Origin of the sequence: Mangrovimonas sp. CR14 (assembly GCF_011764015.1) — a bacterium.
Lineage (GTDB): Bacteria > Bacteroidota > Bacteroidia > Flavobacteriales > Flavobacteriaceae > Mangrovimonas > Mangrovimonas futianensis.
The window spans coordinates 1-23,736 of the sequence record NZ_JAAFZY010000004.1 but is presented as its reverse complement, the minus strand read 5'-3'; the positions used below and the strand labels follow the sequence as shown (position 1 = coordinate 23,736).

Here is a 23,736-nt window from a genome sequence, read left to right as displayed (position 1 = left end):
CTTACTAATTTTTGTTTAATGTATTGAGTTTGGGTTTATTGGTTTAAAGTGGATGGACATACATAATCTGTAACAGGAACCCCCGCTTCTTTTAGACCGTCAATCCCCCCATTTATATCAATTAAATTATGATATCCTCTACTTTTTAAAATTGAAGCTGTAATCATACTTCTATAGCCTCCAGCACAATGCAGATAAAATGTATCATCTTTAGGGAACTTTGATAAATAATCATTAAGATAATCTAAAGGTGTATTTTCTACATCCAACAAGTGCTCTGAAAAATACTCGCTCTCCTTTCTAACATCAAAAACTTCAATGGGTGCTTCAGTTTCCATAATTTCCTTAAAGGTTTCTGAAGAAATGGAGCAAACCGAATCATAATCTTTTGATTCTGTTTTCCAGGATTCAAACCCACCTTTTAAATAACCTAAAGTTTGGTCAAATCCTACTCTTGACAATCTAGTAACTGCCTCTTCGACACGATCCTCTTCAACTACCAACAACAAGGGCTGAGCAATATCTGCTATCAATGCTCCTACCCAAGGTGCAAAATTGCCATCCAAGCCAATAAATATGGACCTTGGGATATGACCTTTTGAAAATTCTTCTTCAGATCTAACATCCAACACAATAGCTCCTGTTTCATTAGCTGCCAATTCAAACTCATTAGGTGTTAAAGCTCTAGTACCTTGAGCCAAAACCTTATCTATATCCTCATAACCTTCTTTATTCAATTTGACATTCAAAGGAAAATATTCAGGTGGAGGCAAAAGACCATCTGTTACTTCTCTTACAAACTCCTCTTTGGTCATATCTGCTCTCAAAGCATAATTCATTTCCTTTTGGTGACCTAAGGTATCTACAGTTTCCTTCATCATGTTTTTACCACAGGCTGAACCAGCACCATGTGCCGGATAAACCACCACGTCATCTGATAAAGGCATGATTTTATCCTTTAAGGAATCAAAAAGGGTTTCTGCTAATTGTTCTTGGGTCATATCTGCAGCCTTTTGAGCTAAATCAGGTCTTCCTACATCTCCCAGGAACAAGGTGTCTCCACTAAAAATAGCATGATCCTTACCATGTTCATCTCGCAACAAATAGGTCGTACTTTCCATTGTATGACCTGGAGTATGCAAAACTTTAATGGTAACAGCCCCCAAAGAAAATTCTTGCCCATCTTTTGCTATAATAGCATCAAAACTAGGGTTCGCATTTGGACCATATATAATTGGGGCTCCTGTTTTCTTGGAAAGGGTCACGTGTCCGCTAACAAAATCAGCATGAAAATGCGTTTCAAAGATATATTTGATTTTAGCATTTCTGCAATTAGCTTTTTTTATATATGGTTGAACCTCTCTAAGCGGATCAATAATAGCGACCTCACCATTGCTTTCAATATAATAAGCTCCTTGAGCTAAACATCCGGTATAAATTTGTTCTATAGTCATTCGTTCTATTTTATTTTCAAAAATAATTTCAAACCTATTGTCTTACAGTAACATTGGTTACATTCACGTGATACCCACAAAAAAAAGCAGCATTGACATAATCAATGCTGCTTTCTAAGAAAATGAGTAGGTACTTTGACGAGTACTTTATAATAACGTTGTGGGACAGACGTAATCTGTTTTCGGAATTTGGGTGTTGGCAGAGATTTCATCAAGACCTCCTTCAACATCTACAAAATTTTCCCATCCTCTTTGTTTTAAAATAGAGGCTGCAATCATACTTCTGTAACCTCCTGCGCAATGTAAAACAAATGGTTTGTCCTTCGGAAATTCGGACAAGTGTTTATTAATTTCATTTAAAGGTACATTTACCGCATCGATAATATGTTCAGAATCAAACTCACTCTTTTTTCTGACATCGATTATAAGTGGTTTGTCTTCATATCTTTTTTCTAACTCTTCAGGAGAAATTCGGGATACAGAATCAACTTCCTTTCCGCTTTCTTTCCAGCTTTCAAATCCACCTTTTAAATAACCTATAGAATGGTCATACCCCACTCTAGATAATCTTGTGATCGTTTCTTCTTCCTTCCCTGGATAAGTGATAAATAATATTTCCTGTTTCACATCGGGGATCATTTCTCCTACCCACATAGCGAAATTACTTTCCAAACCAATATTGATACTATTTGGAACGAACCCTTTTGCAAAGTCTTCATTCTCTCTAGTATCTAACAACAAAGCCCCAGTTTCATTGGCTATGACCTCAAATTCCTCTGGCGTTAAAGCTTTGGTAGCGCGATCCATAATGGTATCCAAACTTTCATACCCCTTGATGTTCATTAAAACGTTCTGAGGAAAATAACCAGGAGGTGTAGTAAGCCCAGTAAGCAATTCCTTAATGAATTCCTCTTTGGTCATATCAGCTCTTAAAGCATAATTGGTTTTCTTTTGATTTCCTAAAGTATCTGTTGTCTCAGTACTCATTTTTTTCCCACAAGCTGAACCCGCTCCATGGTTAGGATAAACAATTAAGTCATCACTTAAAGGCATAATTTTATTACGCAAGGAGTCAAATAAATGAGCCGCCAACTTCTCTTCTGTCAAATCTGCCACCACATGTTGGGCCAAATCAGGTCGTCCTACATCTCCAATAAATAAAGTGTCACCCGTAATAATACCGTGTTCCTTTCCTTTATCATCGATTAGAAGATAAGTCGTACTTTCCATAGTATGCCCAGGGGTATGAATTACTTTTACTTGATAATTTCCAACCTTAAATATTTGAGCATCTTCAGCTACAATTGCTTCATAACCTGGTTTGGCATTAGGTCCAAAAACAATATCAGCTCCAGTTTTTGCTCTTAGGTCAAGGTGACCACTTACAAAATCGGCATGGAAGTGAGTTTCAAAAACATATTTGATTTTAGCTCCATCTTCCTTAGCTCTGTCAATATAGGGACCTACCTCCCTTAACGGATCAAATACCGCTGCTTCACCATTATTTTCAATATAATAGGCGGCATGCGCTAAACATCCGGTATAAATTTGTTCTACTTTCATTGTAATTAGATTTAAATTAATTTGATATAATTCAAAATTAAAAGGTAAACTCCTTCTTTTCAGTAACTTTGGTTACATTTAATTTTTCACAAAGAATTCCATATAAAATATGAAAAAAGCCATTACGAAAATGAAATATCCAAATCCTTTTTTTAGTTTTTTACCATCTATAAAATTACTTAAATAGCTTCCGATAAAAATACCGACAAAAGAGATTAATGTAAAGACCAAAAGAAAGGTCCAGTCAATATTCATTGTTAATGCATCTCCCAAGAAAAAGCCCATTAATGATTTTAAAGCAATGATAATAAGAGATGTACCTACCGCCACTTTCATTTCAACATTGGCTAAGATCACTAAGGCTGGAATAATTAAAAATCCACCACCAGCACCAATCATTCCTGTGATTCCTCCTACAATTAATCCTTCTAAAAGAATTAGTGGATAATTATATTTGACTTCTTGTTTTTCAACAGCCTTTAATTCTTTTTTGACTTTCTTGTTTTTTAACATAGAAAACGCCGCCGGAATCATTAATGCAGCAAAAAGTCCAAACATTCCCATCCTTCTTGTAAACTCGAAAGAACCTATTTCAAACAAAACTTCTGGTAGTGCTGGAACAACATAATGTCTTACAACAGACACTCCAATAATGGCTGGCGCTCCAAAAACAAAAGCAGTCCTCCAATCAACATACCCCTTGAAATGTTGTTTAATACCTCCTACTAAAGCACTTGCTCCAACAATAAAAAGGGAATACGCCGTAGCTGCTTTTTCATTAATTAAAAACAAATAAGCTAAAACAGGGACCGCTAAGATGGATCCTCCTCCACCTATAAGGCCTAAAGAAATCCCAATAATTAAAGCGCTGATATAGCCAAAAATTTCTAGTAGTGTCATGATTTTGATTTCGTTTTAAGGCAAATTTATGGGGAGACACTCAGGCTCGCAGTAACAAGTGTTACATAAAACTACAAATCAATTATTTCAAGATAATTTCTATGCAGCTCTATCTTTCCCATTTGCTCTAGCTTTTTCAGCAACCTGGATATGACCACCCGTGATGTATGCAAATCATAGGCAATTTCTTGATGGGTATTTTTAATAATATTTTCCTTATTTACACGAGCCTTTTCCTTTAGATATTGAATAAGGCGTTCGTCCATTTGGTAAAAGGCTATACTATCAATTGTTGATAACAACTCGTTGATGCGATTATGATAACTTTCAAAGATAAAGTTCCTCCAACTTTTATATTTGGAAGTCCACTCCTCCATTTTGGCTATAGGCACCATAATCAATTTTGAATCGACTTCGGCAATCGCTCTAATCTGACTTCTATGCTGCCCCATACAACAAGCCATAGTCATAGAACAGGTATCTCCCTTTTCTAAATAATATAAAAGTAGTTCATCACCATCTTGATCTTCTCTTAAAACCTTAATAGCCCCAGATATCAATAGAGGCATAGACTTAACAAACTCACCTATTTCCATCATTTTATGACCTGCGGGAATTTCCTTAAAGGTTCCAACCTGAATGATATCGTTGATTAAAGCTTTTTCAAATATATGACCGTATCCTTCGGTGAGTTCCTGTATCATGATTAATGTGAAGTTTTTTGATCTTCTTTTTTAAACTTAAAAAAAAGATTGGCCCAAATAATTTTGGACAATCTATACAATATTGGAGCTAAGATAACCAAAGATACCAAGAAAGTCACAAAAAGAAACCCAGGACCTTTATCTGGGAAAAACAATAGTTTTAAAACCCATATGGCTACAAACAATGCCACTCCCAAACTATAAGAAACATAGTATGAGCCCTGATAAAAACTTGGCTCCATATGATATTTCATTTGGCATTTAGGGCAATGGTCTCTCACTTTTCCAATATTGGAAACATCAAAAATAGACCCTTCAAAAAAGGCTCCTTCTTGACATCGGGGACATGTCATAGTAAATATGCTGTATAGTTTTGTTCCTTTCAACATTTTTAAAAATTTGAAGTAAAACTAAACCTTTCAAAAAGGTTTAAAAGTAACATGGGTTACATATAAGTCTGCCGGGAAATAAAAAACCCTATCAAAATTGATAGGGTTTTAGGTTGTGACCTCGGCAGGATTCAAACCTGCAACCTTCTGAGCCGTAATCAGATGCGCTATTCAGTTGCGCCACGAGGCCTTTTTAAAGTGGGTGCAAATATAAATCAATTATTTATTATCCGAAAGGGATTTAAAAAAAAATAAAAGTTTATACAATTTCTGCACTCAAACCAGCATCCAATAACATACTGCAACGCGGTCTTAAATCATCAAAATCACCTGTTTTTACCGTACACTTTCCTTTATAGTGAACTATAATGGAACACTGTTCTGCCTGTTCCGGAGTGTGATCACAGGCATAAATTAAGGTGTTAATTACATGATCAAAAGTATTTACATCATCATTGTACAAGACAATCTCATTTTGGTTTTGTACTTCTTCTTCAAGGAGTACATCTACTGAAACTTTTTCCTTGATACTCATAAGCTATTAATTTCTACTAATTTATAAATTTTAGGGCAACCCAATGGTTCTTTTCCAGAGTTTCAACGAGTTTTAACATATGCTTATTGCACTCAGCCTCAATGGATGGGATGTCCTCTCGGTAAAAACCACTCAACAAAAGTGTGCCATTCTCTTTCAACGAAGCCACATATGTCTTTATGTCATTAAGAAGGATATTCCTGTTGATATTGGCAATGATGACATCATAGCTTCTATTAGCAAGCATATTGGCATCTCCTTCAAAAACATTAATATGGCTGCAATTATTACGCTCAACATTTTCCAAACTATTGATATAGCACCAATTATCAATATCTATAGCGTCCAAATGTGTAGCACCTCTCATTTCTGCCAAGATGGCCAAAACACCTGTACCGCACCCCATGTCCAGGACCGATTTCCCTTCAAACTCATTTTTCAATACGTATTGAATCATCATATGGGTTGTTTCATGATGCCCTGTACCAAAACTCATTTTGGGCTCAATAACAATGTCATACTTGGCATCAAATTTCTCGTGAAAAGGCGCTCTAATAGCACAAAGGTCATCAACAATAATTGGAGAAAAATTCCGCTCCCATTCCTCATTCCAATTCACCTGTTCTATATCCTCAAAATGATAGGAAATTTCAAACTCATCAGATTTTAAAATCTGTATATCGTCCAATATGTTTTCCCTCCACTCCTCTTTAAGAATATAAGCAGACACACCTTCTTCGGTTTCAACAAAGCTATCAAATCCTACATAGCCTAATTCTGCGATTAAAATCTCTACAGCAGGTTCCAAAGGTTGAACCTTAAAATAGTAGCCAATATAAATCATGGGAGGTTATTTTTTTGGCAAAAGTACTAATCGTTTTAGTGCCAAATAGAATTTTATATTTCTTTTTGCATTTTCCCAATATACCTTCCAGCAAAAAACCTAGTTTAGGAAGGTTACCATCAGAATTGAAACGTAAATCTTGAAGAAACCCTGCAGGAATTCCCAATGGCTACAAGAAAGGAAGAATAAAAAAGGGGTGAAATTTTCACCCCTTTTGATTTATTTTAAAATGCATTTACAATAGCAAAGAAATCGTCTGCTTTTAAGGAGGCTCCTCCTATGAGTCCTCCATCAACATCTGGTTTTGAAAAAATCTCTTTCGCATTATCTGGTTTAACACTTCCTCCATATAAAATGGAAACCGAATCTGCAACATCTTCTCCATACATATCAGCCAAGGTTTTTCTGATAAAAGCATGCATATCTTGAGCTTGTTCTGGAGAAGCAGTTTCTCCTGTACCAATAGCCCAAACAGGCTCATAAGCTAAAACAATACTCTTAAAAGCCTCTTTTGGTAAATGGAATAAGGCTTCTGAAATCTGGCTTTTTACTACATCTTCTTCTTTTCCCGATTTTCTATCACTTAATTCTTCACCAAAACAATAAATCACACTCATATCGTTATCCAAAGCAGCATCTACTTTCTTGGCCAACAATTCATTCGTCTCATTAAAATATGCCCTTCTTTCACTATGACCTAAAATAACTGTGGTTACCCCAATACTCTTTAGCATTTGCGCGCTTATTTCTCCCGTGTATGCTCCACTTTCTGCAAAGTGCATGTTTTGCGCGATTACCTCAATATCACTTTGACGCAATGATTCAAAAGCCATCCAAAGATTCGTAAAAGTCGGTGCAATCATTACCTCAGCATTGGAGGTGTTTTTTTGTTTTTTAAGGTCCGAAATCAAAGACTCGGTATGTGCCAAATCATTGTTCATCTTCCAGTTACCTGCAACAATTTTTTTTCTCATTTTAATACAGATTTTAAATTGGTATCATCAGCCTTAATGGCTTTGTAAATTTTGATGTTGCCTTTTTCATCAACAACCATATATCTTGGAATCCAATCCAGTTTTAAGAAGGTACCAAAATCTCCTTTCCAACCAGATTGCATAAAATAGTGCTCCCCTTTAACTTCATATTTGTCGATACCCTTTTTCCAACTCTCGATGGACTTATCCAAGGACAAGAACACAAAGTCTATTGCCTCATATTCCTTTTGCAGTTCTTTTACTTTAGGCATGCCTTTAATACAATCACTGCACCAAGAAGCCCAAACTTCAATGAAGAGCATTTTTCCCTGATGTTTCTCAAGAATGGATTGAAAGCTAACAGAATCACCATCCAAAGTGATGAAAGTATCATTTAGGGCTTTTTCTGAAAAAACTGTTGGATTTTCTTGCGCCTGAGTTGTTGTATACATTAGGGCAGCTACAAATAAAAGGGCTATTTTTTTAATCATGTTATTCTAATTTGACTTTAGGATCTAGGTAAACATAGATGATATCTACAAAAATATTGATAATAATAAACAAAAGCGCAATAATTAACACGGAACCCATTATTACCGGTAAATCTAGCGTGTTCAAAGCATTGACGATTTCTTTTCCAAGACCATTCCAACCAAAAATATACTCCACAAAAACAGCTCCTGCCAGCATGGAAGCAAACCATCCTGAAATAGCTGTCACCACAGGATTCAAAGCATTTTTGATTGCATGTCTCTTCACTATTTGAAATTCACTTAATCCCTTGGCTCTAGCCGTTCTGATATAATCTTGATTGAATACTTCCAACAACGAATTTCGCATTAATTGAATTACCACCGCCAAAGGCCGAATACCCAAAACTACGGCTGGAAGCAATAAGTTTTTCCAACGAATGTGCATGGATTCCCCAAAATCATCCAACTCATATAAGCTACCTGTCATTTCCAAATGGGTATATTTATGCAACACAAATCCAAAAAACCAAGCAAAAAGAATAGCACTAAAAAAAGAAGGTATACTCATCCCAAAAGTGGAACCTATTTGAATGACCTTATCCAGCCATTTATCTTTAAATAGAGCCGAAACAATTCCCAAAACAACTCCCAGAAACATAGCCATTGTAATCGCTGAAACTGCTAAAACAAAAGTATTGGGAAGTGTTTCCGCCAATACGGAACTAACTTTTTTTCCTTGTTTTGTAAACGACTCCCTTAGGTAGGGAAATTTAACAACAATAGTAGAATTCCCAATTGAAAAAAGTTGAGAAGCCGTATATTTCCCTTTTTGTAAATGGGTATAATCGCCTTCATTTTTTGAATGAAAAGAAATGGGACTTAAATCATTCAAGTAATAAAAGTACTGAGTCAATAAGGGCTTATCAAAACCATATTTAGCCTTAACAATTGCCAACTGCTCACTATCTTCATTTTGACCCAACATCATTTGCGCTGGATCCCCTGGTAGCACATTAAAAAGAAAAAAGATGACCGTCACTACACCAAACATAGTGAGGAAGGCATAAAAAGCTTTATTTAAAAAATACTTGATCAATTACAACTTCAAATCTTCTAAATCATTCCAATGAACTTTTTGAGTAATGGTTCCATTATTTAGAACTAAAATTCCCGGACTAGCCCTTACAATAGTTTTTAAGGCAGTTTCATCGCAGAAATAGAAATCAAAATCTAAACTGTAGTCTTTTTTTACCCTATCTTGGGTTTCTGGACCACTGGCTGTCATCCCTATCACTTTATAACCATTAGCTTTTGCTTCCTTTTCCAAAGAACTCAATTTACTCAAGCCATCAGCCTCTGCATTGTTCAAGTTGTAAGTCACAATCATAACCAGCTTATCCTCATTCAACATATCCTCTGTATAGTCTTCTCCGTCCCTTTCAATTGAAAAATCATGAATAGGTGGTTCGTATCCCGGAGTGACTTCCTCGGTATCTACACCAATAAACTCACCGTTAACCGTTGGATACTCTCCTCTGGTTGTAATGATTTTTTCCTCTCCATTTACTTTGAATTTCCAATGGTAATCATTGACCGCTTTTGGTGCTCCTTCAGGAACTATCATATTTTCGTTGATATTGGCACCCACTTTATAGGGTCTAAAATCTTTTGAAGGCAAATGCATCAAAACGTGATATCCAAACCATAAACTACCTAAAAATCCAACCAGCGCAACAACAGTAACCACAAAGGTGCTAAAAATGGGTTTGATATATTTTAGCCCAATAAACAAAAATAGTATCATGACCAGTAAAGCCACATCCTTCCAAAAACTTTCCCAAGGAGTCAATTTTAAAGCATCACCAAAACATCCACAATCCTTTACCTTATTGAAATAGGCCGAATAAAAAGTAAGAAACGTGAAAAACACTATCATCCCCAGTAAGCTCCAAACGGTGAATTTGGGTTTATATCCAATAAGTAGAAAAACACCCAAAACAACTTCAAAAACAACCACGAACACCGAAATTAACAAAGCATAAGGCTCTAACGCCGGAAGGTTTAAAACTTGTTCACTAAAATACTCTTGTAACTTGTAGGAGAAACCTAAGGGGTCATTCAGTTTAATTAACCCTGAAATAATGAATAATACACCAACTAAGATTCGGAAAACAGTAACTAATATCTTCATAATTTAATTTAAATGGATTAAGGCAAAAACGGCGTAGTTGATCATGTCTTGATAATTGGCATCAATTCCTTCACTCACTAGGGTCTTTCCTTGATTATCTTCAATTTGCTTGACCCTCAATAATTTCTGCAGAATCAAATCGGTTAAAGAACTTACACGCATATCCCTCCAGGCCTCACCATAATCATGATTTTTGTCCATCATTAAGCTCTTGGTCACTTCTACTTTTTCATCATATAGTTTGGTAGCTTCTTCCACGGATAAATCGGGTTGCTCAACCACACCTTTGTCCAATTGAATCAAAGCCATCACGCTGTAATTAATGATTCCAATAAACTCACTGACTTCGCCCTCGTTTACTTTCCTTACATCATTTTCTTGCAAGCCGCGAATTCTTTGGGCTTTAATAAAAATTTGATCAGTAAGGGAAGGTAATCTTAAAATCCTCCAGGCGCTTCCGTAGTCTTTCATTTTATTCACAAAGAGGTCCCGACATGTTTTAATAACATCGTCGTATTGTTTTGAGGTATCCTGCATAAATTGAAATGAATTTTGTGTAAATTTCGCTTAAATTGTTCAAAGTTTCAAGTAATCCAAGCCTAAAGTTGATACCTCTTTGCGATTCCATATTTTTGTTGCATCATTCAACCATTGCAATGTTATTTAGACTCTAATTATTATGACCATAAACTGTAAAGGCAACTTAATAGATCTTTCCACCCCTAAAGTGATGGGAATTTTAAACGTCACTCCTGATTCCTTTTTTGATGGTGGGAAATATAAATCTGAAAGTGACATTTTAAGCCAAGTTGAAGCAATGCTTGAACAAGGTGCCACTTTTATCGATCTTGGAGCTTACAGCTCTCGTCCCAACGCGAATTTTGTTTCGGAAAGTGAAGAACTTCAAAAAAGCATTCCCATTGTTGAGTTATTGACAAAAGAATTCCCTCAAATTCTCATCTCAATTGACACCTTTAGAAGTGAAGTAGCCAAGAACTGCATTGAAGCAGGGGCAGCCGTAGTAAATGATATTTCAGCTGGTCATCTGGACGACCAAATGATAGAGGTGGTTGGAAATTTAAAAGTGCCATACATCATGATGCACATGAGGGGAACACCCCAAACGATGCAGCAAATGACTTCCTATGACGATTTATTGAAAGAAATGATCTATTACTTTTCTGAAAGAATCCAATTGGCTAAATCCAAAGGTATTGTTGATTTGATTATAGATCCAGGGTTTGGATTTGCAAAGAGCACCAAACAAAATTTTGAATTGCTGAACAAATTAGAATTATTGAATATCATCGACAAACCTTTATTAGTGGGAGTCTCAAGGAAATCCATGATATACAAAACTTTAGAAACAACAGCAGATCAAGCTTTAAATGGAACCACCAGCATTAATACCATAAGCCTTTTAAAAGGAGCAAAAATATTGAGAGTTCATGATGTAAAAGAAGCTATAGAGACTGTGAAATTATTTAATGAAATGATTTCAAACTAATTGGAAATTTTTATTTTTACCTAAACGCCTTTCACTTGGAAATCTTTAATGAGCTATTAAAATTCACGGTTGTCGACATCATTGATGTCATACTGGTTGCCTTCCTACTCTATTATATATACAAGCTTCTTAAAGGCACTGTAGCTATCAATATTTTCATAGGTATTGTAATCATATATTTTATCTTCTTAATTACAGATGCTCTTCAAATGAAAATGCTTAGTAAAATATTGGGCGGATTCATGAGTGTGGGTATTATTGCATTAATTGTGGTCTTCCAACCAGAGATCAGGAAATTTTTATTGATGATTGGGTCTACTAATTTCAGAAAAGGCGGGAACTTTTTCAAGCAGTTCAATTTTTTGAAAACCGAACAAGTTTTAGATATGGATGTGGATTCCATCATTTCTGCTTGTAACAAAATGGCAACCACAAAAACCGGAGCTTTAATTGTTTTAGAACGAAACAACAACTTAGATTTCCTTTGTAAAACGGGAGACGACATGAATATTAAAGTGACACAGGCCATTCTAGAAAGCATCTTTTTTAAAAACAGTCCGCTTCACGATGGTGCCGCAATAATTTCTGGAAATATCGTGAAAGCTACAAGGGTTATTCTTCCAGTAAACAATGAAAAAAGTCTACCAAATCGTTTCGGCCTAAGGCATAGAGCGGCAGTTGGTGTTACTGAAAAAACCGATGCCTTGGCCATAGTGGTAAGTGAAGAAACTGGACAAATCTCCTATTTCATGGACGGTGAATTTATCATGTTCAATGATACCCAAGAATTGATTGATATGATTAAAAAAGATCTGTCCTAGGAGCCTATGAATTGTAAAAATTGTGAATCCCATCTTGAAGAAACCGACAACTATTGTAGGAAATGCGGTGCTCAAATTATCAGAAACAGGCTGACCATTGCAAACATTTTCAACTACATTGGGGAACAATATTTCAATATAGACAATAGATTTCTTCAAACCTTCATCACACTATTCACCAAGCCCGAAGAAGTTATTGAAAGTTACATTAATGGAACTAGGAAAAAATATGCAGATGCGATTAGTTACTTTGCGGTTGCTGTTACCATGGCCGGTTTGCAACTTTTTGTAATCAACAAACTATTTCCAGATGCCATGGATTTTTCTAAGATGAATAAAGATGGTAATCAGTTTACTATTGACATGCAAAATGATATTCAAACTTGGACGAGTGAATATCATACATTATTTATGATGTTTTACATTCCACTTTATGCCCTACTCTCAAAGTTAATTTTTATCAATATTAAAAAATTTAATTACACAGAGCACTTGGTGATCTTCATGTATATCCAATCTCAATTTTCTATATTCTCCTTTTTCTATACCATTATACTTCTTGCTCTAGATTTACCATTCACATTTGTGGGCTTCTCTCTCATGCCACTTCTCATTGTCTATTCGGCCTATTGCTTAAAGCGGCTTCACAGCTTAAGTTTGGCTGGAATTATTCTTAAAACCATAATTTTCAGCATAACCTTCTTCATTTTATTTGTTCTGGCTTCTCTTGCTGTAGCTGCCGTTTACATTTTAATCAATGGTGTTCCTGACACTCTCTAAGCAGTTTCCTTTTGCAAAAATTGAACTTCATATAGATTCTTGTAGTATCCGTTTTCTTTTCTAAGAAGTTCTTTGTGTGTCCCCTGCTCTACAATTTGACCAGAATCCATGACAATAATTTTGTCAGCCTTTTTAACGGTAGCCAATCTATGAGCAATAATGATAGATGTTCTTCCTTGGGTGATTTTCTCTGTAGCCGTTTGAATTAATTTTTCTGAATAGGAATCCACCGATGAAGTCGCTTCATCCAGCACCAAAATACTTGGATTGGTTACATAAGCCCTTAAAAAAGAAATGAGCTGCCTCTGTCCAGATGACAACATAACTCCGCGCTCTTTTACGTTATAAAAATAACCATTTGGCAAACTCATGATAAAGTCATGAATCCCTATATCCTTGGCTGCTTGTTGCACATCCTCGAGAGTAATTTCTGGATGATTTAAAGTAATATTACTGAAAATGGTGTCGGCAAATAAAAACACATCTTGCAGTACAACGGCTATTTGAGTCCTTAAAGAAGCTAGTGTAATGTCTTTAATATTTGTGTTATCCACTAAAATGGTTCCGTCAGTAATATCATAAAAGCGATTCAACAGATTAATGATAGTCGATTTACCAGCTCCAGTCGCCCCTACGATGGCCACAGTTTCTCCTGCCTTTACATCAAAGGAAATACCTTTTAAAACTTCTTCATCTGCTACATAGCTAAATCTAACCTTATCAAAATGGAGATCACCTTTCAAGGCATCAATTTCCGTGGTTCCAGAATCATCAATTTGTGAGGTAGTATCCAAAACCTTAAAGACTCTGTTAGCGGCTACCATTCCCATTTGTAGGGTGTTGAAATTATCGGCAATTTGTCTTAATGGTCTAAACAACATGGGAATCATCATAATAAAGGCCGTTAAATCTCCCAAAGATGTACTTTGGTCCAAAACAGCATTGTTCCCTCCGTACCATACTACCAATCCAATAGTTATAGAAGAGGACAATTCTGCAATGGGGAAAAATATCGAATTATACCAAACGGTTTTTAACCATGCTTTTTTATGGCGTTCATTGATTTCTTTGAATTTTCTATATTCTGTATCTTCTCTTGTAAAAAGTTGAAGGATTTTCATCCCCGTTAAACGTTCCTGAACAAACGAATTAAGATTGGAAACCTCGGTTCTCACCTCTTCAAATGCCAATTTCATATACTTTTGAAAGACACGAGTAGCATACAACACCAACGGCAGCATCAGAAATACAATAAGGCTTAATTCCCAATCCATAAAAACCATCACTATAGACACGACTATCATGGTTAGGAAATCCCTAAAAATCATAAAAAGACCTTCACCAAACACATCTGCTATACGTTCCATATCCGTAACGGCTCTTGTTATCAAAACCCCTACCGACGAATTATCAAAGTATTTCATTCGGAATCGGATCATGTGATTGAAAAGCTTGACCCGAATATCCCTAACCACATTTTGCCCTAAAAAGCCCGAGTAAAAAATGAATAAGTACTGACACAAGACTTCACCAATCAACATAGCTCCCATAATTAATATATAGGGCATGAAGCCTTCCAAAGTTCTTGTTGCAATGTTGTTGTCAATAGCCAATTGAAGAATTTTAGGTCTGGCAGCGGTAAATCCAGCTAATAATATAACAGCAACCAACACACCATAAAACACCCTTTTATATGGTTTGATGTATGTAAATAATCTTTTTAAAAGATTGATGTCGTAAACTTTGGTACTACTCATTAAAAATATCTTGTGGGTAACAAATTTCCTTTAAATATAAACCGTGAGCTGGTACAGAATAACCTGCCTGCCCTCTATCTTTTGACCTAATAATATCATGTACAGAAGCCACTGGTATTTTCCCTAAACCAACATTCAATAGCGTTCCTACAATGGCCCTCACCATATTTCTTAAAAACCGATCTGCCTTGATATAAAAATGCCATTCCTCATCGACGACCGTCCAATGCGCCGCCATAATATCACACAAATAGGTTTTCACATCGGTATTGCTTTTAGAAAAACACTGAAAATCCTCATATTCAAAAAGGATTTTTGTCGCTTCCTGCATTGCCTCCAAGTTCAATTTTGTTTTTAAAAAATAGGCACTGTCAAAATTAAAGGGATTTTTCTCAATAGCTAACCTATAAACATAAGACCTACTTGTAGCGTCAAATCTTGCATGAGCTTCAGAACTCACTTGAGTGATTCCGTAGATAGCAATATCCTTGGGCAAAAACGAATTTAACTTATAAATCAAATCATCGCTATCCATAGAGCCTTCATAATCAAAATGGGCATACATTTGTAAGGCGTGAACACCCGCATCGGTTCTTCCGGCACCAACAATTTCAATGGATTCTCCTAATAATTTTGATAAGGCATCTTCCAAAACTTCTTGCACCGAAATGGCATCTGGTTGGTTTTGCCAACCGTGATATGCCTTACCATTATAAGAGAGTTCAATAAAATATCTCAAGGATTGATTAATTTTGTAAGTTGAAGATACAAAGATACACAGTTTTAAGAGTTTCCTTTTTAGATTAACATTAAATGAAGAAAATCCTCCTACTCTCTGATACACACAGCTATATAGATGATGACATCATAAAATATGTCAAACAGGCAGATGAAGTATGGCATGCTGGGGATATTGGAGCCCTATCTGTTACCGACGAAATCAAAAAATGGAAACCACTCAAAGCAGTTCATGGTAATATAGATGATAATAAGGTGAGGCAAGAATTCCCAGAAAACTTAAGATTCTTCTGTGAAGAAGTCGATGTGTGGATTACCCATATAGGCGGTTACCCTCCTAAATACAACCCTCGAGTCAAACCGGAAATTCACACCCATCCTCCCAAAATTTTTATCTGCGGGCATTCGCATATTTTAAAAGTCATGCCCGATAAAAAACTAAACCTCATTCATATGAATCCAGGGGCAGTAGGCAAACATGGATTTCATAAAGTAAGAACCATGTTAAGGTTTACCATTGATGGAAAAAAAATTGATAATTTAGAAGTGATTGAGTTTAAGAAATAAAAAAACCCAGACAAAAAATCTGGGTTTTAACGCACTAATACTACTAAGATGTTAGGTTTACCGTAATCTATCTACTGATTTTACAAGATCTTCATCCTTTTTAATGGCTTTATTGGCTAAAGCCAGTAATACGATAGAAACAATAGGAAGAAAAATCCCAATACCTTTCTCTGAAACAACTGTTTCTCCAGATAAATTTAGAGATCGATACACGAAAAATCCTAGTAAAATAAAGTTTAATATGATGTTAAGTCTGCCCATTACGAACTGAGACTTTCTATTTTTAAAATTAAATATCGAAATCAATGATAACAAGGTGGAACCAAAAAACAATCCCAAAAACAACAATTCATCCTTAGCAAAAACAATTGCTCCCTCATTGGTCACCCATAAGTGGAAAACAAAAATCAATCCACCAGTAACGATAGCCGATAAAAGAAGGTATAAAGTTTGAATGCGTTGTATCATCTAATTTTCTTAAACGAGGGCACAAAAATAGAAGATTATTTTTAGAAAATAAACCCAATTTGTAAAAATAATGTTGTATAATTGCAATACAAAGGGCAACATCCACAGTTGCACTGAATTAAATCTTCCGATTAAAAAAGTCATTTTTTTCAAAATCATTCTAATTCAAATTCAATCACGAATTTTCAATTCAACAATCTAATGTTTGAAATATCACAATTAAAAGAAAAAAAGCTTCCTGAATTACAGGAAATAGCACAAAAATTGAACGTTCCTAAATTTCGTTCACTCAAAAAATTGGATCTTGTTTACCAAATCTTAGACCATCAAGCATCCAACCCAAAGGCAGTACAAGAAGTAGTAAAAGAGGAAAAGACAGAAGAATCTCAGCCACAAAAAAGGTCTAGAAAAAGAATTCAAAAGTCAGATAACGCTCCACAAACTGACAACAAGCCACAGGCAACTAAAAAACCTGAAAGCAAACCAGCACAACAACAAAATAAAACTGAGGATCAAGCGAAGCCAGCCAAACCGGCAGCACAAGAAAAACCAAAACCTCGCGACAATTCCAATAAAGACCAGAACTCTAATAAAGATCAAAATAAAGGTCGCCAAAAAAATACCAATCACAAGAATCAAAATCAAAATCAGAATCAGAATCAGAATAAAGGAAACCAACCTAACGGCAACAAAGACAGCAGAAACCGTTACAGAGAGCCTGATTTTGAATTTGATGCTATTATTGAAAGTGAAGGTGTCCTAGACATCATGCAGGATGGTTATGGATTTTTAAGATCATCTGATTATAACTATTTATCATCTCCTGATGACATCTATGTATCCCAATCACAAATCAGGTTGTTTGGACTTAAAAAAGGTGATACCGTTTTAGGAAACGTAAGACCTCCTAAAGAAGGAGAAAAATATTTCCCTTTAATCAAAGTAAATAAGATTAACGGTTTAGACCCTCAAGTGGTAAGAGATCGTGTTTCTTTTGAACACCTTACCCCGCTTTTCCCAAAGGAAAAATTCAATTTAGCTGAAAGACAAAGCACCATTTCTACAAGAATTATGGATCTTTTCGCTCCTATTGGAAAAGGACAACGTGGAATGATTGTTTCCCAACCAAAGACAGGAAAAACCATGTTATTAAAGGATGTGGCTAATGCTATTGCTGCAAACCACCCTGAAGTTTACCAAATGATTTTGTTGATTGATGAAAGACCAGAAGAGGTAACCGACATGCAACGTAATGTGCGTGGTGAAGTTATTGCTTCTACTTTTGACAAGGAAGCACATGAGCATGTGAAAATTGCCGATATCGTTTTGGAAAAAGCAAAAAGATTAGTTGAATGCGGACATGATGTGGTTATTTTATTAGATTCAATCACAAGATTGGCCAGAGCCTATAACACCGTTCAACCTGCCTCAGGAAAAATATTAAGTGGGGGTGTTGATGCCAATGCACTGCACAAACCTAAGCGTTTCTTTGGAGCGGCACGTAATATAGAAAATGGAGGATCTTTAACCATCATTGCAACTGCCCTTACAGAAACAGGTTCCAAAATGGACGAAGTCATCTTCGAAGAATTTAAAGGTACGGGTAACATGGAGCTTCAATTGGATAGAAGAATTGCCAATAGAAGAATATTCCCTGCTATTGACCTAATCTCTTCCAGTACTCGTAGAGATGATTTATTACTCGATGAGACTACAGTACAACGCATGTGGATTATGAGAAAATATCTAGCAGATATGAACCCCGTTGAAGCCATGGAATTTATCAATGATAGATTTAAACAAACAAGAAACAACGAAGAGTTTTTAATATCCATGAATGGATAATCAAAACTTAATGAAACAAAAAAGCCTTGGAAAAATTTCCAAGGCTTTTTTTTATTTCATCTTTAAACCACTTTACGTTATTCTCGTAATGGTACAAAATAAAAAAGCTTCCCATAAGGAAGCTCTTTCATTATTATATAACCTTTAACCAAATAATTATAGAGCAGCTACATGCTTAGCCAAACTAGACTTAAGGTTAGCAGCCTTATTTGAATGAATGATATTCTTCTTAGCTAACTTATCTACCATAGATGCTACAGAAGGATATAAAGATTCTGCTTCTTTCTTATCAGTTAATTCACGTAACTTTTTAATAGCATTACGAGTTGTTTTGTGCTGGTATCTGTTAAGCACTCTCTTTGCTTCGTTACTTCTGATTCTCTTTAATGCTGACTTATGATTTGCCATTTTCTAACTTCTTTCCTTTTATAAAAAAATTGTAGCCCGTAGGGGAATCGAACCCCTCTTACCAGGATGAAAACCTGGCGTCCTAGCCGATAGACGAACGGGCCATTTTTTTGAGTGTGCAAATATAAAATAAAAATTTAAACTTGCAAAATTTTTCAAAAAACGTTCAATGTTTCCATTGCGGATGCAAAAATACAACTATTTTTAAATGTTGCAACACCTAATCTAATTTTTTTTAAAAAAATTTAATAGGCCTTTGCAAAAAGTACCCTCTTACTAGAAGGATTCCCTGTTAACACGCAGTTTCCGGACTCCTCTTTAGCATCTACAGGGATACATCTAATGGTAGCTTTGGTCAATTCCTTGATTTTTGCCTCGGTCTCTGCAGTACCATCCCAATGGGCGGAAATAAAGCCTCCCTTAGTCTCTAATACTTCTTTAAACGATTCAAATGAATCTACCTCGGTTATGTGATTATCTCTAAACTCCAGAGCTCTTTTATATAGACTCACCTGAATCTCTTCCATCAAGCCTTCTATTTTCCCCGTTAAAGTATCCAACGGAACAATTTCTTTGGTTAGAGTATCCCGTCTCGCCAATTCAACCGTTCGATTTTCCAAATCTTTTGGCCCAATGGCAATTCTAACTGGAACTCCTTGCAATTCGTGTTGAGCAAACTTAGCTCCTGGTCTTAAAGTATCTCTATCATCCAACTTGGCAGAAACTCCTTTTTCCCTTAATTCAGAAATTATGACTTGAGCTAATTCAGAAATTTCATTCAATTGCTCCATTGATTTGTAGATAGGAACAATAACCACTTGATCAGGCGCTAAATTTGGAGGCAAAACCAACCCATTGTCATCACTGTGGGTCATTATTAACGCACCCATTAATCGTGTAGAAACCCCCCATGAGGTAGCCCAAACATAATCTAAATTTCCTTCCTTATTAGCAAACTTCACATCAAATGCCTTTGCAAAATTCTGTCCCAAGAAATGAGATGTTCCTGCCTGCAATGCTTTACCATCTTGCATTAATGCTTCTATACAATAAGTATCCACAGCACCAGCAAATCGTTCACTTTCTGTTTTTACACCTTTAATCACAGGTATAGCCATAAAGTTTTCCGCAAAACTAGCATACACATTGTTCATCAACTCCGTTTCCCTTACAGCTTCTTCCCTAGTGGCATGGGCCGTATGGCCTTCTTGCCATAAAAATTCTGCCGTTCTTAAAAATAGGCGTGTTCGCATCTCCCATCGTACCACATTTGCCCATTGATTAATTAAAATCGGTAAATCTCTATAAGATTGAATCCAACCTTTATAGGTATTCCAAATAACCGCCTCACTAGTTGGCCTCACAACAAGCTCTTCTTCTAATTTTGCTTCTGGATCAACCCTTAGTTTCCCTGGTTTATCCGGATCATTTTGAAGGCGATAATGTGTAACTACTGCACATTCTTTGGCAAATCCTTCTGCATTCTTTTCTTCTGCCTCAAATAAACTTTTTGGAACAAATAATGGGAAATAGGCATTTTTATGTCCAGTTTCCTTAAACATTCGGTCTAATTCGGCTTGCATTTTCTCCCAAATGGCGTATCCATAAGGTTTGATAACCATGCAACCTCTAACTGCTGAATTTTCAGCTAAATCAGCCTTGACAACCAACTCGTTATACCACTTGGAATAATCCTCTGCTCTACTTGTAAGTTTTTTACTCATGTACAGTGTTTTGGCACAAATATTGTGCTTTTGTTAAATAAGGGAAATAGTTGGGCAAAACTAACTATTTTTGTTATGTTCAACAATAAAAATTAAGAGTTATGAGATTTATTTACAATATGATCAAAGTACCGGTAATGCCTGTTTTAGGAATTATGGTTCTTTTGACTTCTTGCGGGTCATCCCAATATGCAAGTCAAAACAACGACGGTATTTATGGTTCAGGAAATAGTGTTGAATACCAAGAAGAAGTAGCAGTTCAACCTGATAATTCTGCTTACTACCAAAATTTATTCAAAGAGAAATCCATGGATTATCAAATGCCAGCAGATCAGCAAGGTGAAGTTTTCACCGATGTTGATTCTTACCAAGGCAATTATGATGACCAATACTATGCTGAAGATGGCTATACAGGATACGCCGGTTGGGGCCAATCATCAAGTAATATCTCTGTAAACGTTTACAATGACAGTTGGTGGTGGGGCAACCCATATTGGTCTTTAGGCTGGGGCTATGCCAACCCTTACTGGGGTTGGGGATATGGCTGGGGCTGGGGAGCTGGGTACTGGGGTGGTTATTGGGGCGGCTACTGGGGCTGGGGCTCTGGATGGTATGGTTCTGGTTATTATTACCCTTATTATAACAACCCCTACTATTATAATAGAGTTTCTACAAGAAGAGGTTACTCAAGATATGCCTACGCTGATAGAGGTTATAACTCTCGAAATTCTGCAGTTACTAGAAGATCTAGCAGCCAGATGAGAAACAGAAGTAATTTAAATACGAGATCCAACAATTCGGTAAGAACAATGAGATCTACCAGAAATACTACTGTGCGACCTCAAACTAATATAAGAAATAATAATTCTTCAAGAAGCACAAGGACGACGAGATCTTATAACAATAGATCAACATCCCCTTCTAGAAGTTATTCTACACCAAGTAGAAGCTCTAGCGGTGGCGGAATGAGATCTGGCGGCGGAGGATCTAGATCAAGTGGAGGCGGTGGTCGACGCTAGTCCTAACTAATTACTTATCTGAAAAGAAAAATATTTATGAAAAAAATTGCCCTTTTGACCCTTGTAATGGGAATGATACAATTTGGTTTTTCCCAAGACATTACAGATGCTGTGAGATATTCAGAAGACAATATCCAAGGTACCGCTCGATTTAGAGCTTTAAGTGGTGCTTTTGGAGCTTTAGGCGGTGACATGAGCGCCGTAAGTATCAACCCCGCTGGTTCGTCTATTTTTAACGATAGCCATATTTCTATTTCTACAGCTATCAACATCAAAAATAACGATGTTCAATATTACAACGGATTTAATAACTCTAAAAAAACGAACTTTGACCTTAATCAAACCGGTGCTGCCTTTGTTTTTTATAATAGAAATCCAGATTCTAAATGGAAGAAATTTGCTTTTGGAGCCTCTTATGATAAGGTAGAAGATTACGACAACAATTGGTTGGCAAGGGGAACTAGTAATTCCTCCATCGATAACTACTTCCTTTCTATTACTCAAAACCAAGCAATTCCATTCGGGGTTTTAAAATTGCAAACTGGAGAATATATTGAAGATGCCTATGCAAATATTGGAGCCAATCCTAATTACGGTTATTCAGTCCAACAAGTCTTTTTAGGGTATTGGGCCGGAATTATTGATCCTGTCAATTTAGATGACCTGACCAATGACGAAGAAACCAATTATTTGTCTAATATAGCTCCGGCGGATTCTTTTAATCAAAGTTACATTTATAATTCTACAGGATATAATGGGAAATTCTCTCTTAATTTCTCTTCACAATTTACTGATAGGATTTATTTTGGTATAAACCTGAATTCCCATTTCATAAACTATGATAAAATCACTCAATATTATGAATCGAATTCTCATCCAGACGCGCTAGTTAGTAATGTTTATTTTGAAAATATTCTATCTACCTACGGTTCTGGTTTTTCGTTTCAATTAGGATCTATTGTAAAAGTTACCCAAAGTTTAAGAGTTGGATTAACCTATAACTCTCCTACTTGGTATCGTATTGAAGAAGAAAGCAGCCAAAATATAGATTCAAATTATGCTGATCCTGAAATAGGATACATCGGCGATATTATAAATGTATATCCAGCATACAATCTAAAATCACCAGGGAAATTTACTGGAAGTTTAGCTTATGTTTTCGGAAAATATGGTCTCATTAGTTTTGATTATTCTTTAAGAGATTACAGCAGTACTAAATTTAAACCATCTTCAGACCCCCATTTTTCAGAGCAAAATAGTATTATAAACAATCTTCTTACTACGGCATCAACTTATAAGATTGGTGGTGAATTAAGATTAAATCAATTGAGTATAAGAGGTGGTTATCGATTTGAAGAAAGCCCATACAAGGATAGCTTCTATCAAAGTGATTTGAACGGTTACTCTGTTGGTCTTGGATATTCCTTTAGTAATTTCAATATGGATTTAACCTTTGATCAGGCACAACGAGACTCCAATTACCGCTTATATAGCAATCCAGGCTTTTCAAATAGTGCTTTTATTGATAACAAGCAATCCAACATTACTTTTACCGTTGGATTCAATCTATAATAACTTTCCATAATTGGATCAAGTCAAAAAAAGAAAACCAGAGAATATTTTCCCTGGTTTTCCTTTTTTATAATGACTTAGCCTCATTGATTCTTCTTTTCATCATATTAGACAGTCCCAATTTCAATGTTAGACTTATTCCGGAGCTTAAGGGAACTGTTAATAAGAAACTATAAATCCCCAAAACCCAATTCTCGTTAGATTCCAGCTGATTAATCAAAATGAATATCGATGCTAATTCCATATTATAAAAGCAAGCCATTCAATAAAATCATTCAACCAAAACTAAAATAAAAAAGCCTCTGATTTCTCAGGGGCTTTTTAGGTTTATAATGAAGTTAGTTTAAGAGTTTCCTTTATTAACGCTTGAGGGTAAAATGTTCCTTTAGGATCTTTGTTTCCCCGTTGCTTTCTCCCGGTTCGGTGTACTCGACCGTGAACCAGTAGTCGCTCGATGGCATCAGCTCCCCGTTGTAGGTACCGTCCCATCCCTCGCCAGTGGG

The 23,736-nt window shown here is 35.9% G+C and carries 25 protein-coding genes and 2 tRNA genes; 7 read left to right on the top strand and 20 right to left on the bottom strand.

The annotated features are described in order from the left end of the window. Positions 1–35: 35 nt before the first annotated feature. The 13 genes from GZ212_RS08830 to GZ212_RS08770 form a co-directional block, all read right to left on the bottom strand. Positions 36–1,454, bottom strand: a complete 1,419-nt coding sequence (locus GZ212_RS08830) for a rhodanese-like domain-containing protein (RefSeq protein WP_166959134.1) — start codon at positions 1,452–1,454, stop codon at positions 36–38. A gap of 147 nt (positions 1,455–1,601) precedes the next feature. Continuing rightward, positions 1,602–3,017, bottom strand: coding sequence for a rhodanese-like domain-containing protein (locus GZ212_RS08825; protein ID WP_166959132.1), 1,416 nt, complete (start codon positions 3,015–3,017; stop codon positions 1,602–1,604). 78 nt (positions 3,018–3,095) lie between these two features. Next, positions 3,096–3,917, bottom strand: a complete 822-nt coding sequence (locus tag GZ212_RS08820; RefSeq protein WP_166959130.1) for a sulfite exporter TauE/SafE family protein — start codon at positions 3,915–3,917, stop codon at positions 3,096–3,098. A 71-nt stretch (positions 3,918–3,988) separates the two neighbouring features. Further along, positions 3,989–4,621 (bottom strand): Crp/Fnr family transcriptional regulator, encoded by a 633-nt coding sequence (locus GZ212_RS08815; RefSeq protein WP_053972233.1) that lies wholly within the window; start codon positions 4,619–4,621, stop codon positions 3,989–3,991. Between the two features lie 2 nt (positions 4,622–4,623). After that, positions 4,624–4,974 (bottom strand): DUF983 domain-containing protein, encoded by a 351-nt coding sequence (locus GZ212_RS08810; protein ID WP_232394511.1) that lies wholly within the window; start codon positions 4,972–4,974, stop codon positions 4,624–4,626. Between the two features lie 152 nt (positions 4,975–5,126). Continuing rightward, positions 5,127–5,200: transfer RNA gene (locus tag GZ212_RS08805), tRNA-Arg, on the bottom strand. Positions 5,201–5,269: 69 nt separating this feature from the next. After that, a complete protein-coding gene (locus tag GZ212_RS08800; RefSeq protein WP_053972231.1) occupies positions 5,270–5,545 on the bottom strand; it encodes an ATP-dependent Clp protease adaptor ClpS in 276 nt (91 codons plus the stop codon). Positions 5,546–5,561: 16 nt separating this feature from the next. Next, positions 5,562–6,389, bottom strand: coding sequence for a 50S ribosomal protein L11 methyltransferase (prmA, locus tag GZ212_RS08795; RefSeq protein ID WP_166959128.1), 828 nt, complete (start codon positions 6,387–6,389; stop codon positions 5,562–5,564). Between the two features lie 224 nt (positions 6,390–6,613). Beyond that, complete coding sequence (gene tpiA / locus GZ212_RS08790; protein ID WP_166959126.1) at positions 6,614–7,363, bottom strand: triose-phosphate isomerase; 750 nt, start codon at positions 7,361–7,363, stop codon at positions 6,614–6,616. Continuing rightward, positions 7,360–7,854 (bottom strand): TlpA disulfide reductase family protein, encoded by a 495-nt coding sequence (locus tag GZ212_RS08785; protein WP_166959124.1) that lies wholly within the window; start codon positions 7,852–7,854, stop codon positions 7,360–7,362. The genes tpiA and GZ212_RS08785 overlap by 4 nt, the downstream gene beginning before the upstream one ends. Position 7,855: 1 nt before the next feature. Continuing rightward, the gene (locus GZ212_RS08780; protein ID WP_166959122.1) at positions 7,856–8,932 is read right to left on the bottom strand and encodes an ABC transporter permease; all 1,077 of its coding nucleotides are present in this window, start codon (positions 8,930–8,932) and stop codon (positions 7,856–7,858) included. Then, positions 8,933–10,027: a BT_3928 family protein gene (locus GZ212_RS08775; protein ID WP_166959120.1), complete on the bottom strand. Its 1,095-nt coding sequence runs from the start codon at positions 10,025–10,027 to the stop codon at positions 8,933–8,935. Between the two features lie 3 nt (positions 10,028–10,030). Next, positions 10,031–10,564, bottom strand: coding sequence for a DUF1599 domain-containing protein (locus GZ212_RS08770; RefSeq protein WP_166959118.1), 534 nt, complete (start codon positions 10,562–10,564; stop codon positions 10,031–10,033). A 142-nt stretch (positions 10,565–10,706) separates the two neighbouring features. On the opposite strand from GZ212_RS08770, the gene folP reads away from it, so the two are divergent. From folP to GZ212_RS08755, 3 genes are read left to right on the top strand one after another with little or no spacing between them, the layout of a single operon-like run. After that, positions 10,707–11,534: a dihydropteroate synthase gene (gene folP, locus GZ212_RS08765; RefSeq protein ID WP_166959116.1), complete on the top strand. Its 828-nt coding sequence runs from the start codon at positions 10,707–10,709 to the stop codon at positions 11,532–11,534. A gap of 35 nt (positions 11,535–11,569) precedes the next feature. Then, entirely contained in the window at positions 11,570–12,355 is a 786-nt protein-coding gene (cdaA, locus tag GZ212_RS08760) for a diadenylate cyclase CdaA (RefSeq protein ID WP_053972222.1), read from the top strand. Positions 12,356–12,361: 6 nt separating this feature from the next. Beyond that, the gene (locus GZ212_RS08755) at positions 12,362–13,135 is read left to right on the top strand and encodes a DUF3667 domain-containing protein (protein ID WP_166959114.1); all 774 of its coding nucleotides are present in this window, start codon (positions 12,362–12,364) and stop codon (positions 13,133–13,135) included. Here GZ212_RS08755 and GZ212_RS08750 read toward each other — a convergent pair. Next, positions 13,132–14,892, bottom strand: a complete 1,761-nt coding sequence (locus GZ212_RS08750; RefSeq protein WP_166959112.1) for an ABC transporter ATP-binding protein — start codon at positions 14,890–14,892, stop codon at positions 13,132–13,134. The two genes, GZ212_RS08755 and GZ212_RS08750, sit on opposite strands and share 4 nt — an antisense overlap. Then, positions 14,885–15,631, bottom strand: coding sequence for a tRNA pseudouridine(38-40) synthase TruA (truA, locus tag GZ212_RS08745; protein ID WP_166959110.1), 747 nt, complete (start codon positions 15,629–15,631; stop codon positions 14,885–14,887). Before truA ends, GZ212_RS08750 begins: the two co-directional genes overlap by 8 nt. Positions 15,632–15,705: 74 nt before the next feature. On the opposite strand from truA, the gene GZ212_RS08740 reads away from it, so the two are divergent. After that, positions 15,706–16,197, top strand: a complete 492-nt coding sequence (locus GZ212_RS08740) for a metallophosphoesterase (RefSeq protein WP_166959108.1) — start codon at positions 15,706–15,708, stop codon at positions 16,195–16,197. Between the two features lie 57 nt (positions 16,198–16,254). Here GZ212_RS08740 and GZ212_RS08735 read toward each other — a convergent pair whose 3' ends face one another. After that, positions 16,255–16,665, bottom strand: a complete 411-nt coding sequence (locus GZ212_RS08735; protein ID WP_166959106.1) for a DUF4293 domain-containing protein — start codon at positions 16,663–16,665, stop codon at positions 16,255–16,257. 201 nt (positions 16,666–16,866) lie between these two features. Here GZ212_RS08735 and rho point away from each other — a divergent pair, with 201 nt between their 5' ends. Beyond that, positions 16,867–18,510, top strand: a complete 1,644-nt coding sequence (gene rho / locus GZ212_RS08730; RefSeq protein WP_166959104.1) for a transcription termination factor Rho — start codon at positions 16,867–16,869, stop codon at positions 18,508–18,510. A gap of 156 nt (positions 18,511–18,666) precedes the next feature. Here the strand turns inward: rho and rpsT are convergent, their stop codons facing one another. The 3 genes from rpsT to proS form a co-directional block, all read right to left on the bottom strand. Continuing rightward, entirely contained in the window at positions 18,667–18,918 is a 252-nt protein-coding gene (gene rpsT, locus GZ212_RS08725; protein WP_053972214.1) for a 30S ribosomal protein S20, read from the bottom strand. A 32-nt stretch (positions 18,919–18,950) separates the two neighbouring features. Then, positions 18,951–19,022 (bottom strand) — tRNA-Glu (locus GZ212_RS08720). Between the two features lie 141 nt (positions 19,023–19,163). Then, the gene (gene proS, locus GZ212_RS08715; RefSeq protein WP_166959102.1) at positions 19,164–20,642 is read right to left on the bottom strand and encodes a proline--tRNA ligase; all 1,479 of its coding nucleotides are present in this window, start codon (positions 20,640–20,642) and stop codon (positions 19,164–19,166) included. A gap of 101 nt (positions 20,643–20,743) precedes the next feature. Here proS and GZ212_RS08710 point away from each other — a divergent pair, with 101 nt between their 5' ends. Both GZ212_RS08710 and GZ212_RS08705 read left to right on the top strand, forming a co-directional pair. Continuing rightward, positions 20,744–21,661 carry a hypothetical protein gene (locus GZ212_RS08710; RefSeq protein ID WP_166959096.1) on the top strand — a complete coding sequence of 306 codons (918 nt, stop codon included), beginning with the start codon at positions 20,744–20,746 and terminating at the stop codon, positions 21,659–21,661. Between the two features lie 36 nt (positions 21,662–21,697). Further along, positions 21,698–23,233 carry an OmpP1/FadL family transporter gene (locus GZ212_RS08705; RefSeq protein ID WP_166959100.1) on the top strand — a complete coding sequence of 512 codons (1,536 nt, stop codon included), beginning with the start codon at positions 21,698–21,700 and terminating at the stop codon, positions 23,231–23,233. 359 nt (positions 23,234–23,592) lie between these two features. Here the strand turns inward: GZ212_RS08705 and GZ212_RS08700 are convergent. Beyond that, positions 23,593–23,736, bottom strand: a 144-nt coding sequence (locus GZ212_RS08700; RefSeq protein WP_166959098.1) for a T9SS type B sorting domain-containing protein, incomplete at its 5' end; no start/stop codon positions are given.